At 24.9% G+C, this 16,376-nt stretch carries 15 protein-coding genes; all 15 read right to left on the reverse strand.

Annotated elements, in window-relative coordinates; genetic code table 11:
• Positions 1–5: 5 nt before the first annotated feature.
• Positions 6–950 carry an ABC transporter ATP-binding protein gene (locus tag H5J23_RS01575; RefSeq protein WP_185890648.1) on the reverse strand — a complete coding sequence of 315 codons (945 nt, stop codon included), beginning with the start codon at positions 948–950 and terminating at the stop codon, positions 6–8.
• Positions 951–961: 11 nt separating this feature from the next.
• On the reverse strand, positions 962–1,963 hold the full coding sequence (locus tag H5J23_RS01580) for a putative 2-aminoethylphosphonate ABC transporter substrate-binding protein (protein WP_185890650.1): 1,002 nt from the start codon (positions 1,961–1,963) through the stop codon (positions 962–964).
• Between the two features lie 2 nt (positions 1,964–1,965).
• Complete coding sequence (locus H5J23_RS01585) at positions 1,966–2,700, reverse strand: phosphocholine cytidylyltransferase family protein (protein ID WP_185890652.1); 735 nt, start codon at positions 2,698–2,700, stop codon at positions 1,966–1,968.
• On the reverse strand, positions 2,697–3,614 hold the full coding sequence (locus tag H5J23_RS01590; protein WP_185890653.1) for a winged helix-turn-helix transcriptional regulator: 918 nt from the start codon (positions 3,612–3,614) through the stop codon (positions 2,697–2,699). The genes H5J23_RS01585 and H5J23_RS01590 overlap by 4 nt, the downstream gene beginning before the upstream one ends.
• Positions 3,615–3,702: 88 nt before the next feature.
• Positions 3,703–5,028 (reverse strand): Gfo/Idh/MocA family oxidoreductase, encoded by a 1,326-nt coding sequence (locus H5J23_RS01595; protein ID WP_185890655.1) that lies wholly within the window; start codon positions 5,026–5,028, stop codon positions 3,703–3,705.
• A 26-nt stretch (positions 5,029–5,054) separates the two neighbouring features.
• Entirely contained in the window at positions 5,055–6,053 is a 999-nt protein-coding gene (locus H5J23_RS01600; protein ID WP_185890657.1) for a hypothetical protein, read from the reverse strand.
• Complete coding sequence (locus H5J23_RS01605; RefSeq protein WP_185890659.1) at positions 6,053–7,174, reverse strand: EpsG family protein; 1,122 nt, start codon at positions 7,172–7,174, stop codon at positions 6,053–6,055. The genes H5J23_RS01600 and H5J23_RS01605 overlap by 1 nt, the downstream gene beginning before the upstream one ends.
• Positions 7,168–8,259: a glycosyltransferase gene (locus H5J23_RS01610; RefSeq protein WP_185890661.1), complete on the reverse strand. Its 1,092-nt coding sequence runs from the start codon at positions 8,257–8,259 to the stop codon at positions 7,168–7,170. The genes H5J23_RS01605 and H5J23_RS01610 overlap by 7 nt, the downstream gene beginning before the upstream one ends.
• Positions 8,256–9,416: a CDP-glycerol glycerophosphotransferase family protein gene (locus H5J23_RS01615; protein WP_185890663.1), complete on the reverse strand. Its 1,161-nt coding sequence runs from the start codon at positions 9,414–9,416 to the stop codon at positions 8,256–8,258. The genes H5J23_RS01610 and H5J23_RS01615 overlap by 4 nt, the downstream gene beginning before the upstream one ends.
• A complete protein-coding gene (locus tag H5J23_RS01620; protein WP_185890665.1) occupies positions 9,413–10,873 on the reverse strand; it encodes an oligosaccharide flippase family protein in 1,461 nt (486 codons plus the stop codon). Before H5J23_RS01620 ends, H5J23_RS01615 begins: the two co-directional genes overlap by 4 nt.
• Before the next feature lies 1 nt (position 10,874).
• Entirely contained in the window at positions 10,875–11,699 is an 825-nt protein-coding gene (locus tag H5J23_RS01625) for a glycosyltransferase (protein WP_221892776.1), read from the reverse strand.
• Positions 11,699–12,910 (reverse strand): DegT/DnrJ/EryC1/StrS aminotransferase family protein, encoded by a 1,212-nt coding sequence (locus H5J23_RS01630; RefSeq protein ID WP_185890667.1) that lies wholly within the window; start codon positions 12,908–12,910, stop codon positions 11,699–11,701. The genes H5J23_RS01625 and H5J23_RS01630 overlap by 1 nt, the downstream gene beginning before the upstream one ends.
• Positions 12,910–13,530, reverse strand: a complete 621-nt coding sequence (locus H5J23_RS01635; protein ID WP_185890669.1) for a sugar transferase — start codon at positions 13,528–13,530, stop codon at positions 12,910–12,912. Before H5J23_RS01635 ends, H5J23_RS01630 begins: the two co-directional genes overlap by 1 nt.
• On the reverse strand, positions 13,514–15,361 hold the full coding sequence (locus H5J23_RS01640; RefSeq protein ID WP_370523805.1) for a polysaccharide biosynthesis protein: 1,848 nt from the start codon (positions 15,359–15,361) through the stop codon (positions 13,514–13,516). Before H5J23_RS01640 ends, H5J23_RS01635 begins: the two co-directional genes overlap by 17 nt.
• A gap of 14 nt (positions 15,362–15,375) precedes the next feature.
• Entirely contained in the window at positions 15,376–16,293 is a 918-nt protein-coding gene (locus H5J23_RS01645) for a Wzz/FepE/Etk N-terminal domain-containing protein (RefSeq protein ID WP_185890671.1), read from the reverse strand.
• Between the last annotated feature and the right edge of the window lie 83 nt (positions 16,294–16,376).

Genomic DNA, 16,376 nt, shown 5'->3' on the forward strand with positions numbered 1-16,376 from the left:
TCCTCCTAATTTAAGCTGATATATAGCTCACTTTGGTTTTTAACTTTTTCTATGTCTTTGGATATAATATCTAAAATAATTTTTTCTTTACCATATTTTAAAGTTACTCTATAAAAAGCACCTCTAAATTCAATATCCTCTATTTTTGCTAAAACATAATTTTCTTTAGAATTTATTGAATATAAAATTTGTTCTGGTCTAATCGAAATAACTTCCCCATTCTCTTTTGTTATAAAATTAATTTTTCCAATAAAATCTGCTACAAATATGTCTTTAGGCTTATTATAAATTACTTCGGGAGTGTCATTTTGAACAATTTCTCCACCATTCATAACTATAATTTTATCACCCATAGTCAGTGCTTCCTCTTGATCATGAGTTACCATTATTGTTGTTATTCCTATTTTTTTCTGAAGCTCTTTAATTTCAAATCTAAGCTTTTCTCTAACTTTAGCATCTAAAGCTGATAAAGGTTCATCTAATAATAAAATATTTGGCTCCATTGCTAGAGCTCTTGCTAATGAAACTCTTTGCTGTTGCCCTCCACTCATTTCATCAGGATACTTATCCTTTATATGAAGAAGCCCTACTAGTCCCAATACTTCTTTTATTTTTTGTGCTCTTTTTTCTTTAGAAGACATTTTGTTTTTCAATCCATATTCTATATTTTGATAAACTGTCATATTTGGAAAAAGAGCATACGATTGAAATACCATACTTAAATTTCTTTGAGATGGAGATGCATTAGTTATATTTTTATCTCCTAAATAAACAGTTCCACTGTCACATTTTTCTAATCCAGCAATTATTCTTAAAAGTGTTGTTTTCCCGCAACCTGATGGTCCTAAGAAACATATGAACTCACCTTTTTCAATTTCTAAGTTTATATCTTTTAAAACCTCTATTTTACCAAATTTTTTTCTAATGTTATTTATTTTCAAGTAAGACATTGAATCCTCCACTACTTTTGCTTTCCAAATCTATTCTCCCACTCTTTTAAAATTCTATCTCTATTTTCTGCTGCCCACAATAAATTATTATTTATCATTTGAGCGTAAACATCTGCTGGATATCCTTTTAACTCTGGCTTTACTCTTGAATCAGTTACCACCCCTCTGTTTTTAGCATACATTTTCATTGCATTTTCTGATATCGCCCATTTAGCAAAAATTTCTGCTGCTGGCTTTATTTTTTCTTTTTTTACAACTCCTACTATCTCCATCTCCCAACCAGATCCTTCTTTAGGAAAAATTGTTGCTATTGGTGCTCCATTTGCTTCTTCCTTTAAACTTTCAAATCCCATTCCTATTCCAACAACAGTTTCACCTTGAGATGCCATTTTTGTTGGAGCGCTTCCTGAATGAACATACATATCTATATTTTTATTTAAATTTTCCATATAATTCCAAGCTTTTTTTTCTCCCATTAACTGTAACCATGCTGAAACTGTTAAAAATCCTGTTCCTGATGATGCTGGATTTGGCATTACTATTTTCCCTTTAAATTCATCTTTTAATAAGTCTTCATAACTTAATGGCATTTGTAGTTCTTTTCCTTCTATTTTATTAAATGAAAAAGCTGTCATCCATGCACTTATTCCAACCCATTTTGGTTCTTTTGAACTCGTGTCATAAAACTTAGTATCTATATTCTTTATGTCATAATTTAAAGGTTGTAAATAATCTTGATTTAATATTATTCCCGTTGTAGCGACTCCCCACATAACATCAGCTTGAGGATTTGCTTTTTCTGCGTCAAATTTTGCTGCAATTATTCCGCTTGAATCTCTTACTAAATTTACTTTTATATTTGGATATTCTTTATTAAATGCTTCTATATAACTAGGTACATAATCCTCTTCGAAAGATGAGTAAACTACTATCTCTTTTTTTTCTTCTTTTTGTCCACAACCTACTAAAGTTAACCCTAATCCAATTCCTACTATTCCTAATAATTTTTTCATAATTAAAACTCCCCTTTTTTTAAAATTTCTGGATATATTGTTTTTGTTACTTTTTCTAACTGATATTCATCATCTATCTCTGACCATAAAAATCCTTCTAATAATAAATAAGGTATTCTTCTTTTTTTTGCTAGCTCTGCTAAACAATATTCATAACCTAATTTAGGATTATTCATTTTTTCAAAATAATTACACATATCTTTATACAAATCTAAAGATATTTTATTTATTCCTGTCAATTCCCCTATTTTCTTCTCTTTTCCTGTTAATTCATATTTTAAAATATGAGTAATTCTATCTCCTAATAACTCATAATAATAATCATCTGAATTTTTTTTGTCTTCACTCAATAAAATAGCATCTTTTTCTTCAAATTTTAAAAGTTCTTTTATTCCTAAACTTTCATATATCAGATCTCCTTCTAATAAAAGTATATCTTCTTTTATTAGATTTTTTGCGCAATAAAAACTAGCCATGCTACTCGTTGTTGCGTACTCTGCATTCTCCACAAATTCTATGCCTCTATACTTATCTTGAAGTTCTTTAAAAAATTCTTTTAAATGACCAACTACTAATATTATATTTTCAATTCCTTCTGCTTGTAATTTTTCGATAGATCTTTCTACTAATGATTTTTCATTAATTTTTAAAAAAGGTTTTGGTATCTCATTCTTTGTAACACTTCTCAATCTAGTTCCCATACCAGCAACTAAGATTACTGCTGTTTTTACTTTCATTTTTCCTCCCTAAGTTTTGGTAATACATATTTTAGTAAATATTTATATTGCTTTAAATTATCTATCTCACCCCAAATAATATTATTTTTTTCTAAAGTATAAAACTCTTCAAATACATCTCTATCAGAAAAAAAATATTCATAAAAATACATACTATTATTTATTTTAGTGAATTTATTAATCATTTTTAAATAATTTTTATATTCAATTTTACTAATTCCTATAAGTTGACCAGATATATTTTGTAAGCTTAATCTATCTTTAGATAAATTCTTTAATCTATTTTCTTTTGTATCAACATATAAAATATCATCTCTTTTATCAATATTTTTGTCAATTACAGTTATATTTTTTTTTGAATTTTTTAGAATTTCATCTATTACCTTTGATTCATAAACCAAATCACCATCTAGCAATAAAAAATCTTCTTGAATATGGCTTCTAGTCAAATATAAAGAATACATATTTCCTGTTTTTTTATAAAGCTTATTTTCAATAAATTGAATACCTTTATATTTTTTTTCTAAATTAGAATAATACTCATTTTTCTCTTCCACAACAAATATTATTTTTTTTACTTTATTTTTTTCTAAAATATTTATATGTCTTTCTATCAAGGTTTGATCTTCTAAAAATACTTCACCTAAAGATTTATTTAAACTTTTAACTTTTCCAGCCAACAACACAATTGCCATCAAAACATCTTCATATTGTTTTAAAAAACTCTTCCCTTCCTCTGTTAAAATATATTTAGATTCTCTATATGAAATCCTTTCAACTAATATTAACTCTTGTAATAAAGCAATCTTTACATTTTTATTAACACTTCCTAAGGATATGTTTAAATATTCAGCAATTTCCCGTTGGGTTATTAAATTTTTATTTGAAATTAATTTTAATATTTTCTTTATCACTACCCACTCTCCACCTATGAACAATTAAAGTGTAATTTAGTGAACGATTATTGTAAAGAAAAAAGGAATAAAATATTCCTTTTTCACTTTAGAATTGTTCTCTAAATTTTTCTATAATTTCACATATTATAAGACTTTCTTTTGAGGTTAATTTATATGTTTCTATACTATTTCTATTTATCAATTCTAAAAATTCTGAAATTTCATATCTTAATCCATCTTCTTCAAATTTATAAAAATATTTTTTATTAAATGATTGATTTTCAAATCTAACTTCAAAATATTCTGTTTTCCACCAAGGTGCTGGCACATAAATATATCCTTTCGTTCCAGATATTATTAATTCACCCTCAGACTTCACTCCTAGTCCAACCTTAGCACTTGCTATTGCATTTGGGTATTCTAAAAATATTCTTGTATATAAATCAATTTCATCTTTTTTATAAGAGTAAAATTTTATATCTTTTGGTTTTCCTAATAATTTTATTATCGCTAATAGTGGGTATGTTCCTAATTCTGTTACACTTCCACCATCTTGATTTTTATCTAATTCTCTTAAATTTCCAACAGATAATTTAGTAAAAGTCGCATCGATGTCTTTTATTTCTCCTATTATTCCAGATTTAGCAATATTTATTAAATGTATAAATCCTGGTGAAAAAGCTGTTTTTATAGCTTCTAAAAGAACTAAACCATTTTTAAATGCTATATCATACAATTCTTTTGCTTTTTTCAATTCCATTGTTATTGGTTTTTCACATAAAACATGCTTACCGCTTTCCAATGCTTTTTTAGCATATTCAAAATGTGTTTTGTGTGGAGATGCTATATATACAGCATCAACTTTTTCTAAAAATTTGTCATAATTAATTTCCATAAACTCCAGTTCAAACTTTTCTTGAAATATTTTTGTTTTAGCTTCATTTAATGAAAAAACTCCTTCTACATTAATTCCACTTACATATTTGCTTTCTGGAATAAATCTATTTGCTATTCTTCCACATCCAACTATTCCCAATTTCAAAATATTATTTTTTTTAGCTCTTAAATCAGTACTAGAAATTCCTTTTGTTCTTTCTAAATAAATTACATCACAATACTCTTTTAAATAATCAAATTTTCCCCTCCAATCTGAACCAATAACAAATTTATCAATATTATATTTTAATATATCTTGTATTTTTTGACCTTCAAATTCCTCTATTATTATTTCATCAGCTAACTTTGTAGCTTTTACAGCTTCTATTCTTTTCATCAAAGAATCTTGAACATTTAATTTGCCTCTAGTTTTATCATAATTTTCTGTTGTTACACCCACAATTAAATATTCGCCTTGATTTTTTGCTCTTTTTAAAAGATTATAGTGTCCTTCATGAAATAAGTCAAAAGTTCCATAAGTTAAAACTTTTTTCATCCTCATTCTCCTTTATTTATATATTTTTAATATTTACTATACAAATAATCTGATAATTCTGTTTCAATAATCTCAATTTCTTTTTTTATTTCACTATACTGCTCCCATACTTTTGTATTTTTTTTTGAAATATCTGGATTAAAATATTTTTTTTTCATTATCCATTTCTCTTTCTCTATTGATAAAAATTTTAATAATTTATCAACTGTTTCTTCATAAAAGTAAATGAAATCCTCAAAATTTAGAACTAATACATTTTCATTTTCATTTTCTTTATCCCTGCTTTTTCTAATCAGCTTATGCCATTCTATATAACTATTTAAATCCTTATACGGCCCAAATTTTTCTTTATATTTAAACTTCTCCAAAGTGTAGATATCTCTGGGATCTCGGTCTACTATAATAACTTTTATATCATCAAAATATTTTGAAAAGTCTTTTATATTTTCAGGAGGAACTAATTGATCAAATACAATAAAATTCTCTTTTTTATTTAATAATAATATTAAATTATTTAAATATTCTTTTACATTTTTTACAAATTTTTTTTCATCATAATAACTATAATACATTGTATTTTTATAAATTACTGCACTTGATTCATTTTGTTTTAATATTTTCTTCTGTATTGCTCTTTCTAAATAATATAATGATTTTATAAAAATATTTTCGCTCATTATATCTCTATGCCAATAACCATCCCATTTTATCTCTATAATATTTGATATAAACTTCTCACTTTCAATCTTAAATTTATTATCAAATGTTTTTTCATAATACTTATACATCGGACTTTTAGAAAGATAATCTATATATTTTAAAAACTGTTTAATATAAAAATCACTATTCTGTCTATTGTTTAAGTATTTTAATGCTATTTCTAGCTCTTTAACTCCATTTGGATCAAATAAAAATCTATATTCATAATCTCCTAAAGAGCTTACATCGTCAAATTCTTTCAATAAATCCGTTACAACACTAGAACCCGTTGTTCCATATCCAGTACATGTTATTATCTTTTTCATTAATTTATCCTTTCCTCTTCTAATCTCCATCTTTCTAAATCTTTTTTTAAATCTTTTCCAAAAAAAGTTTGATAATATATATAATATTTAGATAATTCTGTTTTTGACATCACTTGTTTCAAATGATTCCCTATAAATAAAAATAAAAAAAATATTATAAAATAAATTTTTTTTACTTTTCTATTATATTTAAATGAAAGTAAAATAGGTATATAATAGATTTGAAAATACGGTAATATTCTATGAAATATCCCTATATTTGAAATTAATAAAAAATTTATTATCATTCCTATTAAAAGTAATTTTGCATATTTTTTTATTCTTCTTCCTTCTAATTTTGAAAAATTATAATATAAAAAATAATACTGAAATATAAATAACATATAATAAATAATTTTAATTATTGACATTTTATCAGATGAACTTTCTACTTGAAGATATGCTTTAGAATATTCATCCAAATTTAAAATATTTAAAATAAAAATTAATATCATTATAAAATATCTATGAAATATTACTAAAGATGTGGCAATTAATGGAATATACTTAAAAAATGCTTTCGATATTAAAAATATTGCTGGAATAAAGACTCCAATAATTGCACTTCTATGAAATAATATAGCTATATAGCAAAAAATTAAATACTTTATTATTTTTCTATTTAAATAATTCTCAACCGCCAATATAAAAAAACCAATCGCAATTCCTTGTCGAATAGCTGATCCTGCAATAATATTAAAATATAATTTTTCAATAACTAAAAATATAAAAATTCCCATATATATTTTAGAATAATTTCTAAAAAAACATATATATATTGTAAATAATAAAAATATAGCTATTAACATCAATAAACTATTATAAGAAACTCCCAAATTATTTAATATTTTCATTAAATAATAAAAGCCAAACTCATTATTTAAAAAGCGCGTACTTCCACTAGCATTTTCTAAATAAATTTGGTAATAATTCATATAATCTCTTCCAGAATTATATCTTATTCCTGCAATTATTGTTAAAAAAAAGAAACTTAAAATTCTTATTGCTTTTTTCGAAGAAGCAGATAATAGTGTAGCTGTAAAAATTATGATATAAAAATTTAATATTTTTAAACTTAACACAATAATTCAACCCACTTTTTTCCTAATTTATCTATTTCATATTCTTCAATTTCAATATTTGATTTTATTATTATTTTACATTCTGAGTTATGATTATATTTTTTTAATTCAAATATTGCTTCTTCAATTTTTTCAGATAATTCCTTTTCCTTTCCAATTTCAAATAAATAACCGGTTTCATTATCTGTAATTAATTTAATTCCACCAGCTGTTTTACTTGATATAACTATATTTTCAAAAAATTTTGCTTCTAAAATTGCCATTGGCATCCCTTCAAATAGTGAAGGAAGTATAAAAATTTTACTCTCTTTATAATATTTCTCTGGTTCATATGTCGCATTAAAAAATTTTATATTTTCTACTTTTATATTTTTACTTAATTTTATAAACTCTTCTTTATCTTTTCCTTCTCCTACAATTTGAACCTCCCAATCAGGATACTTAGTTTCTATAAAACTCCAAGCTCTTATTAAACAATCAACACCTTTTTCTTTTGTAACTCTACCTAAAAAAAGAATAATATTTTCTTTTAATACTGTTTCTGTGTTTTTACAATAAGGAATAGGGTTCGATAAATAATATATCTTTTTTGCATCAACTTCTTTAGGCATCTCCATATTTTCTCTATCTTTATATAAACAAATAATTTTATCAAATTTTTCAAATATCATTCTAACTCTATGTTTTGTAAACAATCTTTTCTTATAAAAATCTTTAAAATCTGAATTCCCACCATGAACAAAATAATAAATTTTATTTTTTCTAAAAAAACCTAATTTTCTCCAAAAATAAATTGGCTCTATATATAATGATTTGTTTACTATAACTACTGTATCTTTATATTCACTTAAAAATTTATACATTAAATAAATATTTTTTAATAACCCTAAAATTCTATTTTTAAAATCAAATTCTATTATAGTAAACTTAACATTATTTTCTAATGTAAAAAATGGTTTCCCATCCTTTACTGAAACAATTTCTATCTGATTTTCTCTAGCCAAATAATTAGACCACGTTGTTATAACTCTTACAACTCCCCCTGCCTCAACCATTGACTCTGTTAAAAATACTATTTTTTTCATTTTTTAAGCTCCTTTTCTAAAAAATCAAACGCTCTTTTACAATTTCCATCTCCAATTTGATTAAAATAATTTTCCATTTCTCTACGTTCTTTAAGATAGTATTTTTTATTATTAAGTAACTTATTAATTTCATTTTTAAATTCAAAATAATTTTTTGGTTTAGGTCCTGGGGAAACTTTTTCATAATTAAAATAAATTCCTGTATTTTTTTCATATTCTTTTAAATCATACGGTAAAAATAGCATAGGTTTTTTTAATTGTAAGTAATCAAATACCATACCAGAATAATCACTTATTAAAATATCAAAAATATTTAATATTTCTGAAATATCTTCAACCTTTTCATTTCCTAAAAGTTTTATTTGTTCTGTTTCATCAAATTTTATTCTATCTAAATGATGATTTCTTACTAAAAATAAAATTTTATTTTCTTTTAGGAAAAGCTCGAAATTTTCTTTATCGAAATCTTCAAATGGAAAATACTTTGTTTCTATTATTTTCCCTCCATAATTTCCTCTATATGTAGGAGCATATAAAATAACTTTTTTATACTCAGGTAAGTTTAAATATAATTTTTCTAAAATAATCTTTCTATCATTTTTTTTAAATAATAAATCATTTCTCGGCTGCCCTAATAATTTTATTTTATCTTCTTCTAATAAAAAAGTTTTTTTAAAAATTTCTTTAACTCTTGGTGAAATAATAAAAAATCCATTATATCTTGAACTGAACATTTTCAACTGTAACCAAACTCTCATTTTATTTATACCACTATACCCATCTAATCCAATATGTTTTATTGGTGATCCATGCCAAAAATTTATTAATACTCTATCTTTGTGATTAAATGGAGTTTTGATTGGAAATCCACCATCTACAAGCCAAGCTTTTGCTTTTAATATTTTTTTTATTTCTTTCAAATTATCCATTGATAAAAATTTTTTTCCATATTTTTTTTCTAAATCTTCTCTTTTTTTTCTATCATTTATAATATATTTTACATCATATTTACTTACATTTATTAGATACTTAAAAAAAATTCTTGTATTAAATAAAAATTTTTCTCCATCAAAATATAAAACTATTAATTTCTCTTCTTTTTTCCTAATAAATAAAGATAATAATATAGCTAATAATTGTATTAATATTTTTCTCACTTTTCTTCTCTCCATTTTCCCTTTATCATTTTTATCAAATTATATATTATCTGATCTTTAAATATCAGTAATAACATAATATAAATAAATACTGAACATAACACTCCTATTAGTATATATATAATTAAAGACATATTTAATTTAACTAAAAGTAATTTACAAAAAAAATGAAATACTAATGAATAAATTAAATAATATATATATTTTTTCTTTAAAAATTTTAATTTTAATTTTAGTTTTAATCTTATATAAAAATACATTATAGCAATTATTAATAATTGACATATTAACGTTATCAAAATTGAATTTTGAGCCGTTAACTTTGTTTTTAAAAATAATTTTAATAAAATATTTACAACACCTAAAATTAACGTAACAAATATAATTATTTTTTCCTTTGAAAATAAGAATAAAATTTGTTTTGATAATATATTCATATAAAAATATATTATTATATAAATTGTAAAATAAATAAATACTTTTGAACTTTCACTAAATTGTTTTCCTGCAAATAGTACAACTATTTCTTTAGAAAATGTTATTAAACCTACTATTGAAGGAATTACTAATAAAATTCCATAATCAATTGCATTTTGTAATAATTCTTCATATTTTTCTCGTTTTTCTACTATATAATTTGATAATCTTGGAAAAAGTACTTGATTAAAAGTTAACATTAAAGAAGCAATTATTACTATTAATCTTTCTGATAAACTATAATAAGCTACTTCTATTTCAGAAGAATAAATTCCTAAAATAATCTTATCAAATTGAAAATAAAGTATATTTGAATGAGTCATAATCATTATAATGACTATTATTTTAAAATATTTTTTTAATTCTAAGGTTCTAAATGTTAATTTTACATAATTTTTTCTTATTATATAAATAATACTTGAAATATTACTAATCAAATCAAAAAATATATTTAAATATATATATATCATCAAATCACTTTGTTTTTTTATCAATAAAAACATTAAAATTAGAGAAATCGATCTGCAGATTATTGTCTTAATCGAAATAAACTTATAATCCTCCATTCCTTCATTAACCCATTCAACATTCAATTGAATTAAAATAAGTTTTATTACTAAAACCATTAAAATTTTATGTATATCACTTGTGTAAAAATAATTTTTTACCAATATTATATAAAATATTGTCCCTATAACAGTATTTATAAACATCAATATCATCAAATTTGAAAAAATTTTATTTTTCTTTTCTTCATCATTTTGATTTTTACTAATTTCTCTTATTCCAAATTCATATACACCCATAATTATAAAAATATTAAAATATGAGTAAATTGTTTCTGAAAAATTTATAATTCCCATATTTTTCGTTCCCATTATTCTATATATATATGGTAAAATTAGCATTGGAAGAGTAAATCTAAATATATTTAATAAAAACTTATATCCTGTATTATGTACTAAATTATTTTTTTTCATTCTAACTCTTCCTTAAAATCTTAATGTAAAATATTTTTCTTAATTGATTTGGTATTATTCTAATAATATTTTTCAAAGTTATATTTCTTAAAAACTCGAATTTATTAACTATTCCTAGTCTTAATAATTCCTTTTGAAGTTGAATTTCAGCTTTCACATACTGAAGTCCTCCTCTTCTTTTATAAGTATCATCATTTACTCTAAAATAAATTAATGATTCATCTATATTCGCGAACTGACATCCATTTGCTAACATTCGTCCCCATAAATATGAATCTTCATTATAAAGTATTTCAATATAATTTCCCACTTCAATAACCCTACTTTTCCTAAACACTACTGATGGATGATTTACGGGATCTCTTAATTTCATATAATTTTTAAAATTTTCTAATGGTGCTGTTTTTAATGCTACTATATTAGTTATATTATCTATAAATTCACTCATATAGCTTCCAAGAACATCTATTTCAGGATTCGCTTCTAAATATTTTATCTGTTTTTTAAATCTATCTGGATAAGCTATATCATCTGTATCCATCCGTGCAATTATCTCATTTGAACATTTTTCTACACCTATTCTTAGAGCGTTTCCTAATCTAACATTTTTTTCTATCGAAACTATTTTTAAAATATCATTTAATTGATTTTTTAAATTTTTTATCGCTTCATATAATTCATCTGTTAAAGGCCCATCCTGAACTAAAACAATTTCATCTGGCTTTAATTCCTGATTATCATATATACTTTTAAAGCATTCGATTAAATGATTTGGTTTTTCATTTTTATATATAGATAAGAGTACTGAAAATTTTATTTTTTCCATTAATTTAATACCTCTTTTAATATAGTAGCTATATATCTTACATCCTCTTCACTTACAAAGTTATGTAATGGTAGGGAGATTTGATTTTCATGCATCTTATAGGCTTCAGGATAATCTTCTATTTTTAACCCTATATTCTTATATACTGTTAACAATGGTAGGGGTTGGAAATGAACATTTGTTGAAACTCCTTTTTCTGCTAATTTTTGGATAATTTCATTTCTTTTTTTGGAATCCGCTCCTTTTACTCTTATCATATAAAGATGTAGTGAACTTTTTCTATTCATTGTCTCAAATTTAGGTAACTCTAAGTCTTTTATATCTCCTAAATTTTCCTCATACCACTTTATAATTTGCTCTTTTTTAGCTAAAATTTCACTGTCATATCTTTTTAACTGAGCCAAACCTATTGCTGCATTTATATCTGTCATATTACATTTATATCCTGGCATAACAATATCATATTCCCAAGCTCCTGGTTTTAATTTAGCTAATGCATCTTTATTTTGCCCATGTAAAGCTAAAAGCATTATTTCTTTATATATCTCTTCATTATCAAAATTAGAGTTTTCTTTCCAAGTTATAGCTCCACCTTCTGCCGTTGTTAAATTTTTTACAGCATGAAATGAAAAACTTGTGAAGTCTGCTATATTTCCTATCATTTTCCCTTTATATTTTGCACCTAAAGAGTGAGCTGCATCTGATAAAAGTAAAACTCTTCCTAACTTTTCTTGATAAGTTCCTTTTTTAGGGTTAAACTTGTCTTTACTTCTTTCGATAACTTCAAATATTTCATCAAAATCTACAGGCATTCCACCTATATCTACAGGAATTATAACTTTTGTTCTTTCAGTTATAGCCTCTTCTATTTTTTTAGGATCTATATTAAACTCTCCTGGTTTTACATCTACTAAAACTGGAGTTGCACCACAATGAAGAATAACTGATGCTGATGCTGTATAAGTATACGCTGATGTTATAACCTCATCTCCTGGCCCTATATCAAAAAGTCTTAAAACTAACTCCATTGCAGCAGTTGCTGAATTCAAACAAACAGTCTTTGGAGTTCCACAATATTCTGATAATTTTGTTTCAAATAACTTTGTTTTAGGTCCTGTTGTTATCCAACCTGATTTTAATGTATCTACTACTTCATCTATTTCTGCTTGTGATATATCTGGTGGTGAAAATAAAATTTTTCTTTTTTCCATTAAAACTCCTCCTCAAATTTATTATCATTTTTTATTAGTCCAGCTACTTTGAATATTGTTAAAAATATTATTTTTATATCTGTTATTAACCCCGCCTCTTTTATATATTTTTTATTTAGTTCAATTTTATAAGGCATTATTTTTTCTATATAAAATTTTTCTGGCTCTCTTTGTTTTCCTAGTATCTCACTTTCGTTAGAAAAATATATTGACGCATAATCTGTTATTCCTGCTCTTACCTTTAATATCTCTTTCTGGTCCTCAGTATACATTGCTACATATTTTGGAACTTCTGGTCTTGGCCCAACAAAACTCATATCCCCTATAACTATATTAAAAAGTTGAGGTAACTCATCCAATTTTGTTTTTCTTAAAAATCTACCTATAGATGTAATTCTATTATCTGCTCCTATTGTTATCTGTCCCTGTTTCTCTGTGTTTGGCCTCATTGTCCTAAATTTAAATATTTTAAATTCTTTTCCATTTTTAGTTACTCTAATTTGTTTAAAAATTACATCTCCATCTGAATCTAATTTTATTAAAATTGAAACTATTATAAAAAATGGTAATAAAAACAATATTCCACAGATAGATAAGACTAAATCAAATAGTCTTTTCATTTACTGCCTCCTTATATGTCACTACAAATTTTTTCATTAACTCTTTCAACTCATCTTTTTGAGGATATTTTACAGCTTCCATTAACACTTTTAAATGTTCTTCCAAATTCACGTCTGTTTCGTCTATATGAGTTATAAATATCTTATTATTCTCTGTTTTTTGTGCTGCATTTACATCATAAAGTAGCTCTTCGTAAAGTTTTTCTCCAGGACGAAGTCCTACTATATCAATATCAACATTAGCATTTGATAACTTTATCATAGTTTTAGCAAGATCTATTATTTTTACAGGCTCTCCCATATCTAAAATGAAGAGTTCTCCACCTTTTCCAAGAGCTCCAGCTTCTATTACAAGTTGAGCTGCTTCAGGAATAGTCATAAAGTATCTTGTTATATCTGGGTGTGTTAATGTTAGGTTTTTCCCCTCACTAATAAGTTTTTTAAATATTGGTATAACTGAACCATTACTTCCAAGTACATTTCCAAAACGCACTGCCATAAACTTTGTTTTACCTTTTTTATTCATAGTTTCTACAACTATTTCACAAGCTCTTTTAGTAGCTCCCATAACATTAGTTGGATTTACAGCTTTATCTGTAGATATAAGTACAAATCTATCTACACCATATTTTATAGCCATCTCTGCAACTTTTTTAGTTCCAAAAATATTGTTTTTTATAGCTTCCTCAGGATTATGCTCCATTAGTGGCACATGCTTATGAGCTGCTGCATGGAATACAATATTTGGCTTATATCTATCAAATAGCAGCTCCACTTTATCCTGTTCTCTTATATTACAAATCTCACTTTGCAAGTCTAACTTTTTAAATGTTCTTTTTAGTTCTAGTTCTAAAAAATACAGATCATTTTCATTAACATCTATTGTTACTAACTTTTTAGGATTGTACTTAGCTATTTGACGAGCAAGTTCACTTCCTATACTTCCAGCTCCACCTGTTACAAATACAGTTTTATTTTCTATTATCTCTTTTATATTGTCTCCATTAACAAGTATCTGCTCTCTTCCTAAAAGATCCTCTATACTCACATCACGCACTTGATTAGCTATATTCTCATCTTGTAATATCTCATCAAGTCCAGGTAATATCTTTACTTTTACATTATTACAACACTTTGTTAAATCGATTATCTCTTTTATACGAGCTCTTTTTATAGTTGGTATAGCTATAACCACAGTTTCAATACTTAACTCTTTTATAGCTGTTTCTAAATCGTAAAAATCTCCATAAACTTTTACACCATTTATATATGTTCCACGCTTACGTCTATCATCATCTATAATAGCTGTAATATGATATGGATAGTTTGGGTTAGTTAAGGCATCACGAAGTAAAGCAACTCCTGCCTCACCAGCACCATAAACTAGTGTATTTGGTCTTGGCTTACTTTTTCCAAGCACAACTCTATATGATCTATTTAATCTAAAGAAAAATCTCCAAAGAAGTTGTAACATAACTACCAATACAAATCCTACTAATACAACTGTCCTTGAATATTGCTCCCTTGTAACTGCATAATATGCCAATGTTACCATAAGCGCTATTAAGTTTGTAAAAGTCAGATTTAAAACATCTAAAGAGTTTGTATAACTCCAACTTTTCATAGAGTTTTTACGAAATAGATAAAAACACAAAAATGCTATTCCATACACAATGAAATAACTACTATATGAATTTTCCTCCCATTTCCCTTCAAATCTTACTAAAAGGCCTAGAAAGATACCAGCAAATACTGATCCTAGGTCTATTATTAACTTAACTATATTTCTTCTATTAGAAAATAGCTCTGTTATTGCATTCTCTCTAAACACCTTTATTCCCCCTGTTATTTTTTATATCTTTTTTTATATCCATCTATAAACTCTTTTAAAAACGCTACCATCACTCCTAAAAACAGTCCTATCACTATTCCAACTGTTAAAATAAGTTTAGCTTTACTTTGACCTTTTAAAAAATATATATCTGTAGTTTCTTTAATAACATCTATTCTATCATTTAATGAACCAAGTCTTACTAATTCATTAACATAAGTGTTATAATATCTTTCCTGCTCACTTTTTCTTAAATTTAATTCTGGATATTTAGAAGCTATATAGTTCATTTTCTCTTCTGGTTTTAAAGCTCTTAAATCACCATCATTTTTAAAAATGTCTAAAATCTCATTTTGAATATTTTCAATCTCTATTTTAGTTTTTTCTAATGAATCACTTTTTAGCTTTTTCTCTTTTTCTACAATATCAGATAGATTATCCTGTTCTCTTAAAATATCTATATATCTATTTATAACATCTCTACTACTGTTTTCATCAACTATTATCTCTGTTTTTACTGATACCTCTTCTAGATTTTTTTCATTTTTAGATACTGTTATTATGTCTTGTAAAAATTTTCTCTCTGATGCCATATTTTGCATATTTTTTGAAACTCTTGTTAAATACTCTTTTTTTATAGGTTCTATTTCTAAAATTCTCTCAACATTTCTATCTTGAAGCAGAATAGTATCAACATTTATCCTGTTTACGCCTTTTAATCCATAATCATCTTGTTGTATAAGAATGCTCTTTATCAGGTAATTTGGTGTATTACTACGTACATAAAGGGCTGCTCCTAGTGATAAGATAATACAAAGTATTGTAGTTATTACTATACTCCATTTATGTCTCACTAGTATCTCAATTAATTCATAAAGATCAATCTCATCATCATATTGTTTTGGTTCCATTACTCTTAACTCCTTGCTCATTCTATCCCCCTATATATTTTTTATCCATGTTATTATATCACTTTTTTAATGTGAAAAAAAGTAGAAGTTTTTTTAATTTTTTT

The sequence above is a fragment of the Cetobacterium sp. 2G large genome (assembly GCF_014250655.1).
Classification (GTDB): domain Bacteria; phylum Fusobacteriota; class Fusobacteriia; order Fusobacteriales; family Fusobacteriaceae; genus Cetobacterium_A; species Cetobacterium_A somerae.